The sequence below is a fragment of the Salmonella sp. 5800 genome, assembly GCF_046558195.1.
GTDB lineage: Bacteria > Pseudomonadota > Gammaproteobacteria > Enterobacterales > Enterobacteriaceae > Salmonella > Salmonella enterica.
Genome location: NZ_JBGDOX010000009.1, coordinates 168802 through 189587, shown reverse-complemented (window position 1 = coordinate 189587; position 20786 = coordinate 168802). Strand labels below are relative to the sequence as shown.

Genomic DNA, 20786 nt, shown 5'->3' with positions numbered 1-20786 from the left:
GATTGGGTTTTGTTATAACGATTATAAAAAATACCAAATTGTTTGCCTATTTTGCTTTTTTTAAACTGTGATCAGTGCATTTTAAAAAGGGAAAATTATGTCGGCATCAATCAACCGCTGGGGAATGCTTGCCGCTCACGTGTGCATCAATTTTGTGCTCGGGGGCGTCTACGCATTTAGCTATTTCAAAACACCACTCATGGCGCAATATCACTGGGATCCGGCTACGCTGGCGTTAGCATTCTCTATCAACATGGGGATCATTCCTTTACCGATGATTTGGGGCGGGAGAATGATCGACAATGGTAAAGGAAAGCAGGCGATAGTTATCGGCGGTATCCTGTTTTCTTTAGGTTTTATCTTGTCCGGGTTTGTGGATAATTTGCCCATGCTGTTTTTAACCTACGGCGTCATTGCCGGGTTGGGATCGGGCCTGGCTTTTACGGGTAATCTTAATAATATTCTGAAATTTTTCCCCGACCGTCGCGGTCTGGCCAGCGGTATCGTACTGGCGGGTGTTGGCGTCGGGACGCTACTTTGCACCCGCCTGGCCGAATATTTTATGGCGCAAACTCACGATGTTAGTCGGGCGTTGTTATATCTGGGTATTGTTTATCTGGTGGTTATTTTTATCGTCCAGTTCTTTATTCGTAGCGCGCCAGCAAAAGATAGTGGAGGAATTAAAGCGTCGCCACTGGATAAAGACTATCGGCACATGCTGAAAGATCTGCGCTTCTGGCTGCTGTTTATGATTCTGGCGCTGGGCGTGTTCTCTGGGATGGTAATTAGCTCAAGTTCTGCGCAAATTGGTATGACGCAGTACGGTTTACTGTCCGGTGCATTAGTCGTTAGCCTGGTCTCGATATTTAACTCGATCGGACGCCTGTTCTGGGGAGGGTTAACCGATAAATTAGGCGGCTATAATACGCTGGTTATTGTTTACCTCTTTACCTGCTTGTGTATGCTGCTGTTATTTTTCTTCAATGGCAATACTTCGGTATTCTATTTCAGCGCTCTGGGCGTGGGCTTTGCTTATGCCGGTATATTAGTTATCTTCCCAGGCTTGACCAGCCAGAACTTTGGCATGCGTAACCAAGGGTTAAACTACGGATTTATGTATTTTGGTTTTGCCGTCGGTGCGGTGATTGCTCCTTACGTAACATCTGCTATTGCAAAATATACCGGAAGCTACAATACGGTATTTATTCTGACAACGGTGCTATTGCTTATTGGTGTTGTACTGACCCTGATAACGAAAAAATATGTCGCAACGGTTTTAGCCAAAATCCATTAATCAAATCATAAGGAAATAAAGATGAAAATTGCAATCGCAGGTGCAGGCGCTATGGGATGTCGTTTTGGCTATATGCTGCTGGCGGCCGGGCATGATGTGACGCTTATCGATAGCTGGCAGGAGCATGTCGATGCTATTCGCAGCAAGGGGTTGTTTGTCGAAACGGAAACGACCCAGCAGTATTACCCTATCCCCGCTATGATGGCTGATGAATCCCACGGGGAATTTGAGCTGGTTATTCTGTTCACTAAAGCCATGCAGCTGGATAGCATGCTGCAGCGTATTAAGCCGCTGCTGCCAGCCGCGAAGGTCGTGATGATTTTATCTAACGGTCTGGGAAATATCGAAACCCTGGAGAAATATGTCGATCGGCAGAAAATCTATGCGGGTGTGACGTTATGGTCCAGCGAACTGGAGGGGGCTGGGCATATTATGGCCACCGGTACCGGAACGATTGAACTGCAGCCGATAGCCAGCCAGGATTCAGCTCAAGAGGCTAAGGTCATTGCCACCCTTAATAGTGCTGGATTGAATGCTGAAATAAGCCCTGACGTATTATTATCGATCTGGAAGAAAGCAGCCTTTAATAGCGTAATGAACACCTATTGCGCGTTACTGGATTGTAATGTCGGCGGATTTGGTCAGCGGCCTGGTGCTTTAGATTTAGCGCAAGCGGTAGTTGATGAATTTGTGTTAGTTGCTGCCAGCCAGAATATTCCGTTGACTGAGCAAATGGTGATGAATACGGTGAAGAAAGTGTTCGATCCGCGTGAGAGCGGCCACCACTATCCTTCTATGCATCAGGATTTACATAAAGGCCGACTGACTGAAATCGACTATTTAAATGGTGCGATTGCGCGAATCGGCGCTCAGAACAATATTGCCGTACCGGTTAACAAACTCCTGACGCAATTGATTCACGCTAAAGAAGCGCAATAAACTTGATAGCTCTTCTGCATGAGGCGGAAGAGCCATTTTCAAACCAGTTTTTTTACCAGTGCCTCGCTATGGCGAATACGCTCCGGCGCCCGCTCTAAATCCTGTTGTACCAGCGCCATAAACAGTAAGTCGGTCAACATCATTTGCGCATGTGTCGAGGAGATAGCGGCGCTGCGCGTCGCCTGCTCTTCAGCAATCGTATACAGACAGCGGGTGGCGCGCTGCTGCAAGGCGTTGGGAGAAAAACCGGTAATGGCCAGGATCTTCGCGCCTGCGCGTAATGTTTCGTCCGCCGCCAGGTTCAGCTCGCGCCGTTCCCCGGAATAAGAGATCGCCAGCAGCAGATCCTCCGGCGCCAGCGCCTGCACCGTCGCCAGCAGGGCGTGCATATCGCGCTCAACCACCGCGTTAATGCCAATCTTCAGTAGCTTCCAGGCAAAATTTTGCGCCACCAGCCCAGAGGCGCCAATCCCGGTGATCACAATACGGCGGGCGTGGCGCAGCATCGTGACGCTTTCTAACAGCTTTTCTTCACTGTTAACGTCCAGCGTGGCGTGCATCGCCGCCACATTCTCTTTAATTAATTTTTCTCCGACCAGGCGCATCGGATCGTCGCCGCGAATCTGGTTATGAACGGGAACGGAATGCGGATTAGGATTGCTGGCCAACGCTTCGCTGATAGCCAGTTTCAACGCCGGAAACCCTTTAAACCCCAGTTTTTGCGCGAACTTGACTACGCTGGATTGGCTGACGCCCGCTTCGGCCGCCAGTTGCTGTGAGCTCAGATGCCGCGCCGTATCCGGTTGCGCGAGCAGATAATCCGCCAGTTTCCTGTCGCTTTGCGCGAGATCCGGATAACGCTGGCGAATACGAATCAAACAGTTCATGAGCAGCTCCTGCGAAACGTGATGGCGACGATAAAACGAAATTTCACTCGCCTGGGGGAATATTCTATTCCATCATGGACGCTTATTATGAATTAAAAATTCCAGAGGGACAAAAATGAATCTTGGTACCTTAGTGTCTGAAACCCGTAACCCGCAAACGATGGATCTGGATGCGTTGCCTACTCCTGAATTAGTTAAGCGTTTTAATGAACAGGATACGCGGGTAGCGGAAGCGGTAAAAGCCACTCTGCCTGACGTTGCGCGTGCGGTGGATGCCGCTGCGGCGGCACTGAAGTCTGGCGGACGTATCATCTATATGGGCGCGGGCACCAGTGGTCGGCTTGGCGTACTGGATGCCTCAGAATGCCCCCCGACGTTTGGCGTTCCGCACGGTCTGGTCGTCGGGCTGATTGCCGGCGGGCCGGGCGCGTTGCTGAAAGCGGTCGAAGGCGCGGAAGACAGCCAACAGGCAGGCGAAGACGATCTTGTCGCGCTAAATCTGCAAGAACAGGATCTAGTCGTGGGGCTCGCGGCGTCGGGTCGTACACCCTATGTGATTGGCGGCCTGCGCTATGCGCGACAGTCCGGTTGTACCACTGTTGCCGTCTCCTGTAATCCAGATTCGCCTATTGCGCGGGAGGCTAATATCGCCATTTCGCCCGTTGTCGGGCCGGAAGCGCTTACCGGCTCCACGCGGCTGAAATCCGGCACCGCGCAGAAAATGGTGCTCAATATGATTTCTACCGGCGCGATGGTGAAGTTCGGCAAGGTCTATCAAAACCTGATGGTGGATATGAAAGCCACCAACGTCAAACTGGTCGATCGCGCGTGTCGGATGGTCGTTGAAGCGACCGGGATAGGTCGTGAAGAGGCGGAAACGTTGCTGAAACAGACCGATTTTGAGGTTAAGCCCGCCATTTTGATGGCGCTTACGGGGCTGGATGCTGCAGCCGCCAGGGAAAAACTCGCCGCTCATCAGGGCTTTTTAAGGGCGGCGTTAGAACACTAAAGAGGTGTGTATGGATAAGACGGCAGCGCTCGCCAGCGACATTTTACGTGGTATCGGCGGAGAGCAAAATATTCTGCGCCTGGAAAACTGTATGACGCGAGTCAGGGTGGAGGTACAGGACGACAGCCAACTGGATATTCCGCGCTTAAAAGCGTTGCCTGGCGTCAGTGGATACGTAAAGCAAGGGGAGCAACATCAGCTGATCGTTGGGCCGGGGAAGGCTGCACAGGTGGTTGATGCGATGCGCGTGCAGATTGCCGCAGATGGTGTAAAGCCGGACGACGCTATGGCGCGTACCAAATCCGAGGCGAAAGCGAAGTATAAAGCGCCGATGAGCGATGCGTTGCGTAAGCTGGCGAATGTTTTTATTCCGCTTATCCCCGCCTTTATCGCATCCGGCTTGATTACCGGCATTATCAACATTCTTAAACGTCCGGATATCGTTGGCGATGTTGCCGTCCACTATCCTAACCTGCTGGGCCTGATGGGGATATTTGGTAGCGCGGTGTTCGCTATCATGAACATTCTGGTTGGCGTCAATACCGCGAAAGTCTTTGGCGGATCGCAGGCGTTAGGCGGCGTGATGGCGGGGATCCTTTCCAGCCCGCAACTGGCGCAGATTACGCTCTTTGGCGAGGCGCTTCAGCCGGGACGGGGCGGCGTCATCGCCGTCCTGCTGGTGGTAGCGTTAATGTGCTGGATTGAGCGCCAGTTCCGTAAGCTGCTGCCGGGGTCGCTGGAGTTAATTCTTAACCCTTTATTGACGACTGTTATCACCGGCGCGGTAGCGATTGTCGCTCTGCAACCGCTTGGCGGCTGGATTTCAGACGCTATCGCTCACGGCGCGTCCTGGGCTATCGATCGCGGCGGTTTTCTGGTGGGCGCGGTGTTAGCCGGAACCTTCCTGCCGTTGGTACTGACCGGGCTGCATCAGGGGCTGGTGCCTATTCATGTGGAGCTGGTGCAAGCGCACGGCTATAACGCGCTGTTTCCCATCCTGGCGATGGCGGGCGTTGGTCAGATAGGCGCGGCCATTGCCGTACTGATGAAAACCCGCAATGCGCGACTCAAAAAGGTGATTAAAGGCGCGCTTCCTGTCGGACTGCTGGGGATTGGCGAGCCGCTGATTTTTGGCGTCACGCTGCCATTGGGTAAGCCATTTATTGGCGCTTGCCTCGGCGGCGCGGTAGGCGGGGCGTTGATCAGCTACTGGAAAGTGGCGACGGTAATTACCTTTGGTATTTCCGGTTTGCCGCTGGCATTAACAATTGTTGCCGGAAAAGTCCTGTTCTATCTGTTAGGCTATTTAATAGCGGTAATTGCCGGGTTTATTTTTACCTGGCTGCTGGGGTTCAATGATCCAGAGGAGTAAGGTTTGGTCAGCCACGAGCGTCGTGTCGTCTTTTTTGATTTGGATGGAACGTTACATCAACAGGATATGTTCGGCAGTTTTCTGCGTTATTTGCTGCGCCGTCAGCCGCTAAATGCGCTGCTCGTACTGCCGTTGTTGCCCATTATCGGTATCGGTTTACTGGTAAAAGGGCGTGCGGCCCGCTGGCCGATGAGTCTGTTGTTGTGGGGCTGTACTTTTGGCCATAGCGAAACGCGTTTGCAGGCGCATCAGGCGGATTTTGTCCGTTGGTTTCGCGCTAACGTCACGGCGTTTCCGGTTGTACAGGAGCGTCTGACCACCTATCTATTGAGCTCTGACGCGGATATCTGGCTTATTACCGGTTCTCCGCAATCATTGGTAGAGCAAGTCTATTTTGATACGCCGTGGCTGCCGCGCGTTAACCTCATCGCCAGCCAGATGGCGCGACGGTATGGCGGCTGGGTATTAACCGTGCGCTGTCTGGGCCATGAAAAAGTCGCGCAACTGGAACGTAAAATCGGTACGCCGCTGCGTCTTTATAGCGGCTACAGCGACAGCAAACAGGATAACCCTCTGCTTTATTTTTGCCAGCATCGCTGGCGGGTGACGCCGCACGGCGAGTTGCAGCAGCTCGAATAGTGAAACGCATAGCGTCTGTGTATAATGCCGCCCGCTTTCATTACCGGAGTTATCTCTTTGTCTGATGTCGAATTAGATCACGAATACTGGATGCGCCACGCGCTGACGCTGGCGAAACGCGCCTGGGACGAACGCGAGGTTCCGGTTGGCGCGGTATTGGTGCATAACCATCGCGTCATTGGCGAAGGCTGGAATCGACCCATTGGCCGCCACGATCCTACTGCGCATGCTGAAATAATGGCGCTGCGTCAGGGCGGTCTGGTATTGCAGAATTATCGGTTACTGGATGCCACGCTGTATGTCACGCTGGAACCCTGTGTGATGTGCGCAGGCGCTATGGTGCATAGCCGCATTGGACGCGTTGTCTTTGGCGCGCGCGATGCAAAAACCGGCGCGGCCGGATCGCTAATTGATGTGCTGCACCATCCGGGAATGAATCACCGGGTCGACATTATTGAAGGGGTGCTGCGCGATGAATGTGCGACGCTGCTCAGTGATTTTTTCCGTATGCGTCGTCAGGAAATTAAAGCCCTGAAGAAAGCCGACCGTGCGGAAGGCGCGGGGCCGGCAGTATAGCGCAATGCCGGATAAGACGTTGCGCGTCGCCATCCGATAAGACCATCGCGCTATTTTTCTTCTTTCTTCTGCGGCGTAAACAGTAAAGACGGCGAATGCGTCAGGTAGCCTGATGACTGCGATAAAAACGACAGGAGGGGGAAGGGCGCTTTATTCAGCTCCTCCGGCGACACCGCCGGGTAATCCTGCGCCAGTTTCATGGCTTCCGCTTCCTGCTTTTCTTTTTCCTGCAAATACCCCACCAAACTTATCTGGTATTTACGGATATTTTCCACATAAGCATAAGCCTCATGTCCACGCGCGTAACCGTAGGTTAGCTTACTGTAATACGGTTTTTGGCTTAATAGCGGCAAACGCTGCTTCACATCGGTCCAGCTATCCGGATTGCCTTTGGTTTTTACCGTTAGCGATCTGGCGTCGAGCATGTGCGCATAACCCATATTGTAGGCGGCTAAAGCAAACCAGATACGCTCGTCTTCCGGAACGGTTTCGGGAACTTTAGCCATCATATCTTCAAGATAGCGAGCGCCGCCGCTGATGCTTTGCTCCGCATCGGTACGGTCGGTCAACCCCAGACTTTGGGCGGTATTTTTAGTCAGCATCATCAGGCCGCGCACGCCGGTTGGCGAGGTCGCCAGCGGGTCCCAGTGTGATTCCTGATAAGAAATCGCCGCCAGCAGGCGCCAGTCTATCTCTTTGGCATATTTTTTAAATAACGGTTCCAGCTCCGGCAGGACGTTATCCACCGCTCGCAGGAAAGAGCGGGTATCAACGTAGTCGAAATCATCGCCATGTCCCAGATATTTCTCTTCGATCCGCGCCAGAGAACCGTCTTCATTGATCGAATTGAAAAAATCGAGCAGCGCGGCGGAGAGCGTATTATCGTCGTCCAGTCGGCTAAACCAGGTCACGGGCTGTTCATCCGTGACGTCCAGCGCCACGGCCAGTTCGGGATGGACGCGCTGAAACAGACTGATCGCCACTGAATCGGCAATGGTGTAATCCAGTTTGCCGCTGATGACCTCTTCCAGCAGCGTCGTCGAGCCTTTTTTATCATCCACTTTCCAGCTCAGATCGGGAAACTTTGTCTCTTTTAAACGCTGTAAATCATTGACCACGACGTGCCCTGGCGCAATGGTAAGCTGATTCTCGTTAACGGTCGCCAGCGAACGTGGGCGATATTGTCCGACCCGGTAAACGAGCTGTTGCGAAACCGAATAATACATGGGACCAGGCTGATAGTTTTTAACGCGCGCGCTGTCGTAGACCAGCCCAGCCGCGAGCAGGTCGGCATTGCCGTTATCCAGATCGTCAAACAACTGGCTGATATTCTGGCGTACCGTCACTTTCAGCTTCACGCCGAGATAGTTGGCGAACTGCTGCGCCAGTTCATAGTCCAGACCATATTTTTTACCGTTGATAACGGAATAGGTTAATGGCGAGTCGATCGTACTGACGCGCAGTACCCCCCGGGCTTGAATCGCGGCGATATGGTTTTCGGTTTTACCGAACCAGGGGATTGAGGGCCAAAGGGCTGCTGCCAGCAGCAGCGTCAATATGCCGATGAACAGATAATTAATCTTTAATTTTTTCAATTAGTTAATTCTCTGGATCGTGCGTTGCCTCGGGCTGAAAAAGATGTTTTGCTGCAATGGATAAGTCATTAATGAGCGGCATTTTGCGTAACAATGCGCCAGTTGGCAACTTATTCGCAACGATAGCCGCACCGTATGACAAGAAAAAGCGGTGATTTTATTTCTACGCAAACGGTTTCGTCGGCGCGTCAGATTCTTTATAATGACGGCCGTTTCCCCCCTTGCGCACACCAAAGCTTAGAAGACGAGAGACTTATGATGGAAATTCTGCGTGGTTCGCCTGCACTGTCTGCATTCCGTATCAATAAACTGCTGGCGCGCTTTCAGGCTGCCAACCTCCAGGTCCACAATATATACGCTGAGTATGTCCATTTTGCTGACCTGAACGCCCCGTTAAATGATAGCGAGCAGGCGCAGCTTACCCGTCTGCTGCAATACGGCCCGGCGCTTAGCAGCCATACGCCGGCGGGTAAACTCCTGTTGGTCACACCGCGTCCTGGTACCATCTCCCCCTGGTCTTCAAAAGCAACGGATATCGCCCACAACTGCGGCCTGCAACAGGTTGATCGGCTGGAGCGCGGCGTAGCGTACTATATCGAGGCTTCGACGTTGACGGCGGAACAGTGGCGACAAGTGGCCGCAGAGCTGCACGACCGTATGATGGAGACGGTGTTCTCTTCTTTAACCGATGCGGAAAAACTGTTTATCCACCATCAGCCTGCGCCGGTTTCCAGTGTCGATCTGCTGAGAGAAGGCCGTCAGGCGTTAATTGACGCCAACCTGCGTCTCGGTCTGGCGCTGGCGGAAGATGAAATCGACTATTTGCAGGAGGCGTTTACCAAACTGGGGCGCAACCCGAACGATATCGAATTGTACATGTTCGCCCAGGCGAACTCCGAGCACTGCCGCCACAAGATTTTTAACGCCGACTGGATTATCGACGGTAAACCGCAGCCGAAGTCGCTGTTTAAAATGATTAAAAACACCTTCGAAACCACGCCGGACTATGTGCTCTCTGCCTATAAAGACAATGCCGCGGTGATGGAAGGATCTGCGGTGGGGCGCTACTTCGCCGACCACAATACCGGCCGTTACGATTTTCATCAGGAGCCCGCGCACATTTTGATGAAGGTCGAAACGCATAACCACCCAACCGCCATCTCTCCGTGGCCGGGGGCGGCGACCGGTTCCGGCGGCGAAATTCGTGATGAAGGCGCCACCGGGCGTGGCGCGAAACCAAAAGCCGGGCTGGTGGGCTTCTCCGTTTCCAACCTGCGTATTCCGGGCTTTGAACAGCCGTGGGAAGAGGATTTTGGCAAGCCGGAACGTATTGTCACCGCGCTGGATATCATGACCGAAGGTCCGCTGGGCGGCGCGGCGTTTAACAACGAATTTGGTCGCCCGGCGCTGACCGGTTACTTCCGTACTTATGAAGAGAAAGTGAACAGCCACAACGGCGAAGAGCTGCGCGGCTACCATAAGCCGATCATGCTGGCGGGCGGGATCGGTAATATTCGCGCCGATCACGTGCAGAAAGGCGAGATCGTCGTGGGCGCGAAGCTGATCGTCCTTGGCGGCCCGGCGATGAATATCGGCCTCGGCGGCGGGGCGGCTTCTTCAATGGCTTCCGGCCAGTCTGATGCGGATCTCGATTTTGCCTCTGTTCAGCGCGATAACCCGGAAATGGAACGCCGCTGCCAGGAGGTGATCGACCGCTGCTGGCAGTTGGGCGACGCTAACCCAATCTTGTTTATCCATGATGTGGGCGCGGGCGGTCTCTCCAATGCGATGCCGGAGCTGGTGAGCGACGGCGGGCGCGGCGGGAAATTCGAACTGCGCGACATTCTTAGCGACGAGCCGGGCATGAGCCCGCTGGAAATCTGGTGTAACGAATCCCAGGAGCGCTATGTACTGGCGGTCGCGGCTGACCAGTTGCCGCTGTTCGACGAACTGTGTAAGCGCGAACGCGCGCCGTATGCGGTCATTGGCGATGCTACCGAAGAACAGCATCTCTCGTTGCATGATAACCATTTCGACAATCAGCCGATCGACCTGCCGCTGGATGTCCTGCTGGGCAAAACGCCGAAAATGACCCGCGATGTGCAAACATTGAAGGCGAAAGGCGATGCGCTGAACCGCGCGGATATCACGATTGCCGACGCGGTAAATCGTGTTCTGCATCTGCCGACCGTGGCGGAAAAAACCTTCCTTGTCACTATTGGCGACCGTACCGTCACCGGTATGGTGGCGCGTGACCAGATGGTTGGCCCGTGGCAGGTCCCGGTGGCTGACTGCGCGGTCACTACCGCCAGCCTCGACAGCTACTACGGCGAAGCGATGTCGATTGGCGAGCGCGCGCCGGTGGCGCTGCTGGACTTTGCCGCCTCCGCCCGTCTGGCCGTCGGTGAAGCGTTGACTAACATTGCCGCGACGCAGATTGGCGATATCAAGCGCATCAAACTTTCCGCTAACTGGATGGCGGCAGCTGGTCATCCTGGCGAAGATGCCGGTTTGTATGACGCGGTTAAAGCGGTGGGAGAGGAACTCTGTCCGCAGCTTGGCCTGACGATTCCGGTGGGCAAAGATTCGATGTCGATGAAAACCCGCTGGCAGGAAGGCAACGAACAGCGCGAAATGACCTCGCCGCTGTCGCTGGTGATTTCCGCGTTTGCCCGCGTGGAAGACGTGCGTCACACCCTTACGCCGCAGCTGTCAACGGAAGATAACGCCTTGTTGTTGATCGATCTTGGCAAGGGCCACAACGCGCTGGGCGCAACGGCGTTGGCGCAGGTCTATCGTCAGCTTGGCGACAAACCCGCGGACGTGCGTGACGTCGCGCAACTGAAAGGCTTCTATGACGCCATGCAGGCGCTGGTCGCTGCGCGTAAATTACTGGCCTGGCATGACCGTTCCGACGGCGGTCTGCTGGTGACGCTGGCCGAGATGGCCTTTGCCGGCCACTGCGGCGTGCAGGTCGATATCGCTGCGCTGGGCGATGACCATCTGGCCGCACTGTTCAACGAGGAGCTGGGCGGCGTGATTCAGGTACGCGCTGAAGACAGAGACGCGGTCGAAGCGCTGTTGGCGCAGTACGGCCTTGCTGACTGCGTCCACTACCTTGGTCAGGCTCTGGCTGGCGATCGCTTTGTGATTACCGCTAATGACCAGACGGTATTCAGCGAAAGCCGCACTACGCTGCGTGTCTGGTGGGCGGAAACCACCTGGCAGATGCAGCGTCTGCGCGACAATCCGCAATGTGCAGACCAGGAACACGAGGAGAAAGCGAATGATGCCGATCCGGGCCTCAACGTGAAGCTGTCGTTTGATATTAATGAAGATATCGCCGCGCCGTACATTGCGACAGGCGCACGACCGAAAGTCGCTGTACTGCGCGAGCAGGGGGTGAACTCTCACGTGGAGATGGCGGCGGCGTTCCATCGTGCGGGCTTTGACGCGATTGACGTCCATATGAGCGACCTGCTGGGCGGTCGTATCGGTCTGGGTAACTTCCACGCGCTGGTGGCTTGCGGCGGCTTTTCCTACGGCGACGTGCTGGGGGCGGGTGAAGGCTGGGCGAAATCCATTCTGTTTAACCATCGGGTGCGCGACGAATTCGAAACCTTCTTCCATCGTCCGCAGACGCTGGCGCTGGGCGTGTGCAACGGTTGCCAGATGATGTCGAATCTGCGCGAGCTGATCCCGGGCAGCGAACTGTGGCCGCGTTTTGTACGTAACCATTCTGACCGCTTCGAAGCCCGCTTCAGCCTGGTGGAAGTGACGCAAAGCCCATCGCTGCTGCTGCAAGGAATGGTAGGCTCACAGATGCCGATTGCGGTTTCTCATGGGGAAGGGCGCGTTGAGGTGCGGGACGATGCGCATCTTGCCGCGCTTGAGAGCAAAGGCCTGGTCGCCCTGCGCTACGTTGATAACTTTGGTAAGGTGACCGAAACCTATCCGGCTAACCCGAACGGTTCGCCGAACGGCATCACGGCGGTGACGACCGAAAATGGTCGGGTGACGATTATGATGCCGCATCCGGAACGCGTATTCCGCACCGTCGCCAACTCCTGGCACCCGGAAAACTGGGGCGAGGATAGCCCGTGGATGCGTATCTTCCGTAATGCGCGTAAGCAGCTTGGTTAATTAGCCCGATAGCCATTAAGCCCCTCTTCACGAGGGGCTTTTTTGTAGACGGCGCTTATCAGGCCCACGGGGAAGCGCGGTTGTAGCTATCGTCTTGAACGTCAAGCGGTAGGCCGGATAAGGCGTTTACGCCGCCATCCGGCAATAAACTAGTGCTTATGCCACAAGATTAAAGTGTCGGGAAATCCCGACATGAGTGGAGGTAGGTTGTCGCCAAAAAGAGACATTTAACCATTTGATTTAAAATGATTTTATTTTTAGGTGTTGCAGCTGTTGCTGATTGGCGACAGAAAGGGCAAAAAACAGGCAGAGCCATTTTTAGCATGAATAACGATATTTTTCATATCTATCATTGTGTTAACAAAGTCTTTTGAATGTTGGCACAATTACTGCATAATAGTAATCAGTGGCTCATTCACCTTCTTATGTCAGCCCCTTAGGGACGCGCTACATAAACTTCGAATGACGCACAACAAGGTGCCTGCCGTCCAACTTCTGATAATAGCGTAGCTTTATCAACCTCCGGGCGAAACGTCGAGTTAGGCACCGCCTTATTCCATAACAAAGCCGGGTTTAGCCCGGCTTTGTTGTATCTGGCGCTCCCCTCGGTTAGCATCTTTTTTATTCTTCTTTTATGTGAGCGACACGTTGAAGCGCTGGTCTGTTTTCCCCCGTTCTTTACGACAATTGGTCATGCTGGCCTTTTTGCTGATCCTGCTGCCGTTGCTGGTTCTGGCCTGGCAGGCGTGGCAAAGCCTTAACGCGTTAAGCGATCAGGCTGCGGTGACTAACCGCAGCACGCTTATTGACGCCCGGCGCAGCGAGGCGATGACCAACGTCGCGCTGGAGATGGAGCGAAGCTACCGACAGTATTGCGTGCTTGACGATCCGACGCTGGCAAAAGTGTATCAAAGCCAGCGTAAGCGCTATAGCGATATGCTGGACGCCCATGCCGGCGTCTTGCCGGATGATAAGTTGTATCAGGCGTTACGCCAGGATTTAAACGCGCTGGCGCAATTGCAGTGTAAAGATAGCGGCCCGGAAGCGGCAGCGGCCGCGCGTCTGGAGGCCTTTGCCAACGCTAATACGGAAATGGTACAGGCGACGCGTACTGTGGTTTACTCGCGCGGGCAGCAGTTACAACAAGAAATCGCCGAGCGCGGACAATTTTTCGGCTGGCAGGCGCTGGTGCTATTTCTGGTGAGCCTGGCGATGGTGCTGCTTTTTACCCGCATGATTATCGGGCCGGTGAAAGGAATTGAACGGATGATTAATCGCCTGGGCGAAGGCCGTTCTTTGGGGAATACCGTCACCTTTACCGGTCCGCGTGAATTACGATCGGTGGGGCAGCGCATTATCTGGCTGAGTGAGCGTCTGGCGTGGCTGGAATCCCAACGCCATCAGTTTCTACGTCACTTGTCCCATGAGCTGAAAACTCCGCTGGCCAGTATGCGCGAGGGGACAGAGCTGCTGGCCGATCAGGTGGTTGGGCCGCTGACGCCGGAGCAAAAAGAGGTGGTCGATATTCTGGATGACAGCAGTCGTAATTTACAAAAATTGATTGAGCAATTGCTTGATTACAACCGGAAACTGGTAGACAGTGCCACAGAGCTGGAAGCGGTCGATATCGCGCCGCTTGTGGATATGGTGGTTTCCGCCCACAGTTTGCCTGCCCGCGCTAAAATGATGCATACCGATGTCGACCTGGAGGCCGAACGCTGCATAGCAGAGCCCATGTTGCTGATGAGCGTGCTGGATAATCTCTATTCCAACGCGGTGCACTATGGCGCTGAATCCGGTAACATTTGTATCCGTAGTCGCTCTCAGGGCTCCACGGTTTATATCGATGTGGTTAATAGCGGCGAACCGATTCCGCAAACCGAAAGAGAAATGATTTTTGAGCCTTTTTTCCAGGGAAGCCACCAGCGAAAAGGGGCGGTAAAAGGCAGTGGGTTAGGGCTGAGTATCGCCAGAGATTGTATTCGTCGAATGCAGGGAGAGATCCAACTGGTGGATGACAACGCGCAGGAAGTTTGTTTTCGCATCTCGCTGCCATTGCCTGCATCTGACAAACACTAATATGAATTTAAGCCTGGTGCGTATGTCACACGTTTTAGTCCAAACTATTAAACGATGCCTTTTGCGGTGGGGAATACCGGTGGGCATATCGTGTCTGGCGCTGACCGCATGTGTTCCCCATGCTTCACAGCAACTGCCCGATAGCGCAGCGCAGGACACGCTCCCCCATTATCAACTGGCGGATTATCTCCCGACGGCGTGCGCGGATATCTGGTCGCTACGCGGGCAGGCGGTGGAGACGAATCCGCTGTACTGGCTACGCACGATTGACTGCGCCGATCGTCTGATGCCGGTTCAGTCGCGCGCAGAGGCGCGCGCGTTGACGGATGATAACTGGCAGAATGCCTTCAGGCGCGGGATCTTACTGGCGGATGCAAAAATTACGCCGCCGGAGCGGCGCGCCATAGTGACCCGTCTGGAGGCGTTAAGCGCGCAAATACCGGCTCAGGTACGGCCCGTCTACCAAATCTGGCATGACGGTCAGGCGCTGCAATTAGCGCTTTCTGCCGAACGTCAGCGTTATAGCAAACTCCAGCAAACGTCAGATAGTGAGCTGGATGCGCTGCGCCAGCAGCAACAGGCCTTGCAAACGCAGCTCGATCTTACCACCCGTAAGCTGGAGAGTTTAACCGATATTGAGCGCCAGCTTTCGACACGAAAACCGGCAGGGAATTACAACGCCGATACGCCGCATACCAATGACAAAACCGCGACGTCTGAAGATGGCGCGGCGCCGTCGCCGTCACAAGATGAGGTAACGCCATGATAAGCCGTAAACCGGCGCACCTGTTGCTGGTCGATGACGATCCCGGATTACTGAAATTGCTCGGTATGCGCCTGACCAGTGAAGGATACAGTGTCGTGACCGCAGAGAGCGGTCAGGAAGGACTGCGGGTACTGCATCGGGAAAAAGTGGATCTGGTAATAAGCGACCTGCGCATGGATGAAATGGATGGTATGCAACTGTTCACAGAAATTCAGAAAGTACAGCCGGGAATGCCGGTTATCATTCTGACGGCGCATGGTTCCATTCCGGATGCGGTGGCCGCTACTCAGAAAGGCGTATTCAGCTTTTTGACAAAGCCGATCGACAGAGACGCGTTATATAAAGCGATAGATGAAGCGCTGGAGCAGTCCGCTCCCGCGACGGACGATAGCTGGCGCAACGCTATCGTTACCCGTAGCCCGCTGATGCTGCGACTGCTTGAACAGGCGCGCATGGTCGCGCAGTCGGATGTCAGCGTATTGATTAACGGACAAAGCGGCACCGGGAAAGAGATTTTCGCACAGGCGATTCATAATGCCAGCCCGCGCAGTAACAAGCCGTTTGTCGCCATTAACTGCGGCGCGTTGCCGGAACAGTTGCTGGAGTCCGAATTATTCGGCCATGCGCGCGGCGCCTTTACCGGCGCAGTGAGCAATCGTGAAGGGTTGTTCCAGGCGGCGGAAGGCGGCACGCTGTTTCTGGATGAAATTGGCGATATGCCCGCGCCGTTACAGGTGAAGCTGCTGCGGGTGTTACAGGAGCGCAAAGTCAGACCGCTGGGCAGCAATCGCGATATTGATATCGACGTGCGAATTATTTCCGCGACGCACCGCGATCTGCCGAAGGCGATGGCGCGGGGCGAATTTCGTGAAGATTTGTACTACCGGCTGAATGTCGTGAGCCTGAAAATTCCGGCGCTGGCGGAGCGTACCGAGGATATTCCGCTGCTGGCTAATCATCTGCTCAGACAGTCGGCACAGCGGCATAAACCGTTTGTTCGCGCCTTTTCTACTGATGCAATGAAACGGCTGATGACGGCAAGCTGGCCGGGCAACGTGCGCCAACTGGTCAACGTCATTGAACAATGCGTGGCGTTAACCTCTTCGCCGGTGATCAGCGATGCGTTGGTCGAACAGGCGCTGGAAGGCGAAAACACCGCGCTGCCCACCTTTGCCGAAGCGCGAAACCAATTTGAACTGAACTATCTGCGCAAGTTACTGCAAATTACCAAAGGTAACGTGACGCACGCGGCAAGGATGGCGGGGCGCAACCGCACGGAATTCTATAAGCTACTCTCCCGTCACGAACTGGATGCGAATGATTTCAAAGAGTAGTTTTCATGCCGTAAAGTAGCGCGAAATATGTTACGTTTAACCGATCAAAACACAGGCGACCTTTTCAAGGAATAGCATGAAAAAGATTGATGCGATTATTAAACCCTTCAAGCTGGACGATGTCCGTGAAGCGCTGGCCGAGGTAGGTATTACCGGCATGACGGTCACTGAAGTCAAAGGCTTTGGCCGTCAAAAAGGCCACACCGAGCTGTATCGCGGCGCGGAATATATGGTGGATTTTCTGCCGAAGGTAAAAATTGAAATCGTTGTGCCTGACGACATCGTGGATACCTGTGTTGACACCATCATTCGTACCGCGCAGACGGGGAAAATCGGCGACGGTAAGATCTTTGTCTTTGATGTCGCCCGCGTTATTCGTATCCGTACTGGCGAAGAAGACGACGCGGCTATCTGATGTGCCGATTCGCTGCCCGTCTCCTCCTTGTGGGCAGCGAACCACCGTTTAATCGCCCTGCGGTAGCGCCGATGTAGTCCGGGTGCAAACCCATCTCAGGCCGACAATGGCGACGATCAGCGCCACGCAACTTAGCGTCCACTCGCCCATTTGCGAGAAAAAGTGTCCGTAGGCGGCTACCGCCGTATCACTAATTTGCGATTCCGTGGTTTGTTGCGCGACGACGCCAGCCAGCCAGTTAGCGACCGCGCCGGTCGCCAGCATATAAATACCGGTCAGTACGCCCGTGACGCCAGGCAGGTTGAGGCGGGTAATTTGCGCCATCGCGACCGGATCAATAAACAGCTCCGCAAAGCCCATCAGCGCCAGCCCTGCGATCATCATTCCCATTGATGCCTGCCCGTCTAACCGGGCCTGATGCGCGTTTAGCGCCAGCAGCATAAAACCGCCGCCCATTAATACCAGCCCCACGGCAAATTTAAGCCAGACGCGCAGCACCGAGCGGGCGCTCTCTTTCGGGCTGCTCAGCCACGCCAGCACCACGCCCGCCGCCATCACCGCAATCGCATTGACCGACTGGAACAATGCAGTGGGGACGGTCATATTCAGCCAGTGGCGGTTGACAAAACGGTCGATGAATAAACTGATCGAACTTCCGCCCTGCTGCGCCAGAACCCAAAAGAGAGTGCCGGTGATCATTAACAGAACGATTTGCCACAAGGCGCGACGGTGTTCGGGAAATTTAACCATAATACGGGCGATAAGTTGCGCCGCGAAGACGCAGACAATGGCCAGCACATAGCCAGACCAGTTATTTTCCAGCAGGAGGGTGAAGAATACCGGCGCGATACACAGCATTAATACCAGCCAACCCCAGGTTGGAAGGGCGAATTTAACCGCCCGCAGCGCGGGGCGATTAACACCGCGCGTCTGCTGAAAGTGGCGATGACCGCTTAAAAAGATGAGCAGGCCGATGAACATTCCGACGCCCGCCAGCGCAAAGCCGACATGCCAGCCATACCACTGCGCCGCCAGACCACAGGCGATCGGCGCGGCTATCGATCCAATATTCCCGGCGGCGTAGAGCAGCGAGAATCCCCCGTCGCGGCGGTTGTCATCAGGGGCGTAAAGTTCGCCCAGCAGACAGCTAATATTGGATTTAAACAAGCCGTAGCCGCAGATAATAATGGCCAGCGCCGCATATAAACTCAGCGTTGAATCAGATTCTAAGCCCAATACCACATGACCCAGCGTCATCAATAAGGCGCCGGTGATAACCGCCACGCGGTTGCCAAGCAGGCGGTCGGCAAGCCAGCCGCCAAGAATAGGGGTAACGTAAACTAAAGAGGCGTAGGCGCTGAAGAGGTTGATCGCGTGGCTGTCATTAAAACCAAGCTGGTGGGTAAGATAAAGGATGAGTAAGGCACGCATGCCGTAAAAGCTGAAGTATTCCCAAATTTGAATCGCCACGATGTAAAAAATCGCGCGCGGTTGTGAGGGTGTTTTCATAAAGTCTCCTTGCTGCGTGAAAAAAGGGAAGTGGCAAGCCACTTCCCTTTGGTACTTATTTCGTATTTTCTTTCAGCACTTTAACGGTGTAACGTCCGTCTGCCTGACGATAGGCGCCGTGGATATCGGTTTCGAAGCCCGGATAGTGGGCGCCGATTTCGCACAGCATTTGCAGGAATTCCAGTACCGGACGGCTTTCCTCGGTGATCATTTCACCAGGCATCACCAGCGGCACTCCCGGAGGGTAAGGAAGGATCATGTTGGCGTTGACGCGACCAACCATCTCTTCAAGATACACCTCTTCCGTTTCGCCATGCAGCTCTTTCTGGAACGCAGTATACGGCGTCATCACCATTTTCGGCAGCACTTCAAACGCACGGTACATTAAGTCCGGCAGATTATGGTGTTCGACCAGTTTATGAATATTCTGCGCCAGTTCCTGGATGCGCATATTTTCATAAAACTCAGGCGCTTCGCGGTACAGTGCTGGCAGAATGTTTTTGACGCGCAGGTTCAGGTCAAAGGCGCGTTTAAATTCAGTGAGCGCGCGCAGCAGGCTCAGAGCTTTGGTTTTGTCGATACCAATGCTGAACAGGAACAGCAGGTTGTATGGACCGGTTTTTTCTACGATGATGCCACGTTCATCGAGATATTTGGCGACCAGACTTGCCGGAATACCGAACTCATCCATCGTACCGTCTTTTTTCATCCCCGGCGTCAGGATAGTGACTTTGATCGGGTCGAGGTACATGTGTTCGTTATCGATATTTTTGAAGCCATGCCATGCGCTATCTGAACGCAGCGGCCAGCACTCAGCCCCATCGATATGTTCCGGCTGCCATACGTCAAAGAACCAGCCGTCGGATTCGCTTTTCAGGCGTTTAATTTCTTTACGGAATTTAATCGCACGTTCAATAGAACCGTTAATCAGGCGTTTACCCGCATTACCTTTCATCATCGCCGCTGCGGTTTCAGTAGACGCTACGATACCGTAGTGCGGAGAAGTGGTGGTATGCATCATGTAGGCTTCGTTAAAGGTTTCTTCGTTAATGTCGCCTTTAACATGAATCATGGATGCCTGTGAAAACGCCGCCAGCAGTTTATGCGTGGACTGGGTTTCATAAATGATTTTGCCTTCTACACGGTCGCCGCTCATACCGCATTTACCCTGATAAATAGGGGAGAAATTGGTGTAAGGCACCCAGGCGGAGTCAAAATGAATGGACTTCACATCCAGAGTTTTCTTGATGTAGTCAGTGTTATACAACAGACCGTCATAGGTTGAGTTAGTAATAACTGCATGGACCGGCCAGGTTGCGTTAGGCGTCTCTTTTACCCGTTTAGCGATAGTGGCGTGCTGGAACTCGCTTTGCGGAATACCGCCAAGAATACCGTAGGCGTTACGGGTTGGGCGGAAATAAATCGGCGTAATGTCGCTCATCATCATCAGATGGGTCAGCGATTTATGGCAGTTACGGTCAATCAGTACCGTGCTGCCTGCCGGCGCGGAGTACATACCGACGATTTTGTTCGCCGTAGAGGTGCCGTTCGTTACCATGTAGCTACGCTCGGCGTTAAAGACGCGGGCGATATACTCTTCCGCTTCTTTATGCGGGCCGGAGTGGTCCAGCAGCGAACCCAGTTCGGAAACGGAAATCGAAATATCGGATTTCATCGTGTTCGGGCCGAAGAAATCATAAAAGATGCTGCCGACGGGGCTTTTCTGGAAAGCGGTCCCGCCCATGTGGCCAGGCGTACAGAAAGTATATTTCCCTTCGCGCACATATTTGAACAGTGCTTTTGTCAGCGGCGGCAGAATATTGTCGATGTATTCATCGGTATTCTGGCGAATTTTCGCCGCGATATCGGCTGCGGCGCCTAAAGCATATTCAAAGAAGCGAACCTGCATTCTCAGATCGTTGAGGCTGACGTCCAGCGTAGAGTAGCTGTTGGCGAAGGCGTACAGCGGCATATACTCGTTCAGCTTGCTAATCTCTTCGCAAAGCTCAAGGTTATATTTATCCCAGTCGAAAATGACGCCGCAAAGGCGGGAGTTATTTTCAATCAGCTTCAGCAGGTCTTCTCGGTCGTTTGGATAGACGATACGGAAATTTAAACCTTCCAGTGCACGATGCAGTTCACGAATAGGCTCTTCTTTAAAGTAGACGCCCATGTGGTTCATGATAGCAATAACGTTCATAGTCTTGTTCCTGGTAAAGTGGGCCCCTC

At 53.9% G+C, this 20786-nt stretch carries 16 protein-coding genes; 11 read left to right on the top strand and 5 right to left on the bottom strand.

From position 1 onward, the window contains the following. Positions 1–97: 97 nt before the first annotated feature. The gene (locus ACLJZ5_RS17125) at positions 98–1294 is read left to right on the top strand and encodes an OFA family MFS transporter (protein ID WP_001276364.1); all 1197 of its coding nucleotides are present in this window, start codon (positions 98–100) and stop codon (positions 1292–1294) included. Between the two features lie 21 nt (positions 1295–1315). Next, positions 1316–2233 (top strand): oxidoreductase, encoded by a 918-nt coding sequence (locus tag ACLJZ5_RS17120; RefSeq protein WP_024798416.1) that lies wholly within the window; start codon positions 1316–1318, stop codon positions 2231–2233. Between the two features lie 38 nt (positions 2234–2271). Here the strand turns inward: ACLJZ5_RS17120 and ACLJZ5_RS17115 are convergent, their stop codons facing one another. Then, entirely contained in the window at positions 2272–3120 is an 849-nt protein-coding gene (locus ACLJZ5_RS17115; RefSeq protein ID WP_000995694.1) for a MurR/RpiR family transcriptional regulator, read from the bottom strand. Positions 3121–3235: 115 nt separating this feature from the next. Here ACLJZ5_RS17115 and murQ point away from each other — a divergent pair, with 115 nt between their 5' ends. From murQ to tadA, 4 genes are read left to right on the top strand one after another with little or no spacing between them, the layout of a single operon-like run. Then, positions 3236–4129, top strand: coding sequence for an N-acetylmuramic acid 6-phosphate etherase (gene murQ / locus ACLJZ5_RS17110; protein ID WP_001048535.1), 894 nt, complete (start codon positions 3236–3238; stop codon positions 4127–4129). A 10-nt stretch (positions 4130–4139) separates the two neighbouring features. Continuing rightward, positions 4140–5501, top strand: a complete 1362-nt coding sequence (locus ACLJZ5_RS17105; protein WP_024797671.1) for a PTS transporter subunit EIIC — start codon at positions 4140–4142, stop codon at positions 5499–5501. 3 nt (positions 5502–5504) lie between these two features. Beyond that, positions 5505–6140: a phosphatidylglycerophosphatase C gene (gene yfhb, locus ACLJZ5_RS17100; protein WP_000253558.1), complete on the top strand. Its 636-nt coding sequence runs from the start codon at positions 5505–5507 to the stop codon at positions 6138–6140. A 24-nt stretch (positions 6141–6164) separates the two neighbouring features. Beyond that, positions 6165–6716, top strand: a complete 552-nt coding sequence (gene tadA / locus ACLJZ5_RS17095) for a tRNA adenosine(34) deaminase TadA (RefSeq protein ID WP_024797670.1) — start codon at positions 6165–6167, stop codon at positions 6714–6716. A gap of 50 nt (positions 6717–6766) precedes the next feature. Here the strand turns inward: tadA and mltF are convergent, their stop codons facing one another. After that, on the bottom strand, positions 6767–8311 hold the full coding sequence (gene mltF / locus ACLJZ5_RS17090) for a membrane-bound lytic murein transglycosylase MltF (protein ID WP_000734249.1): 1545 nt from the start codon (positions 8309–8311) through the stop codon (positions 6767–6769). Next, a complete protein-coding gene (locus tag ACLJZ5_RS17085) occupies positions 8312–8545 on the bottom strand; it encodes a hypothetical protein (RefSeq protein ID WP_031617765.1) in 234 nt (77 codons plus the stop codon). It lies immediately after the preceding gene. Positions 8546–8566: 21 nt separating this feature from the next. On the opposite strand from ACLJZ5_RS17085, the gene purL reads away from it, so the two are divergent. From purL to glnB, 5 genes are all read left to right on the top strand, one after another. Then, complete coding sequence (purL, locus tag ACLJZ5_RS17080) at positions 8567–12454, top strand: phosphoribosylformylglycinamidine synthase (RefSeq protein ID WP_024797669.1); 3888 nt, start codon at positions 8567–8569, stop codon at positions 12452–12454. Positions 12455–13102: 648 nt separating this feature from the next. After that, positions 13103–14533: a two component system sensor histidine kinase QseE/GlrK gene (gene qseE / locus ACLJZ5_RS17075; RefSeq protein WP_001670672.1), complete on the top strand. Its 1431-nt coding sequence runs from the start codon at positions 13103–13105 to the stop codon at positions 14531–14533. 1 nt (position 14534) lies between these two features. Beyond that, positions 14535–15299, top strand: coding sequence for a two-component system QseEF-associated lipoprotein QseG (gene qseG, locus ACLJZ5_RS17070; RefSeq protein WP_077913995.1), 765 nt, complete (start codon positions 14535–14537; stop codon positions 15297–15299). Beyond that, a complete protein-coding gene (gene glrR, locus ACLJZ5_RS17065) occupies positions 15299–16633 on the top strand; it encodes a two-component system response regulator GlrR (RefSeq protein ID WP_024131115.1) in 1335 nt (444 codons plus the stop codon). The genes qseG and glrR overlap by 1 nt, the downstream gene beginning before the upstream one ends. 76 nt (positions 16634–16709) lie before the next feature. Then, positions 16710–17048 (top strand): nitrogen regulatory protein P-II, encoded by a 339-nt coding sequence (gene glnB, locus ACLJZ5_RS17060; RefSeq protein WP_000717694.1) that lies wholly within the window; start codon positions 16710–16712, stop codon positions 17046–17048. Between the two features lie 48 nt (positions 17049–17096). On the opposite strand, the gene dtpD is transcribed toward glnB, so the two are convergent. Both dtpD and cadA read right to left on the bottom strand, forming a co-directional pair. Next, positions 17097–18557, bottom strand: a complete 1461-nt coding sequence (gene dtpD, locus ACLJZ5_RS17055) for a dipeptide permease DtpD (RefSeq protein ID WP_000856793.1) — start codon at positions 18555–18557, stop codon at positions 17097–17099. A 55-nt stretch (positions 18558–18612) separates the two neighbouring features. Further along, positions 18613–20757, bottom strand: a complete 2145-nt coding sequence (cadA, locus tag ACLJZ5_RS17050; protein ID WP_001100652.1) for a lysine decarboxylase CadA — start codon at positions 20755–20757, stop codon at positions 18613–18615. Positions 20758–20786 lie beyond the last annotated feature (29 nt).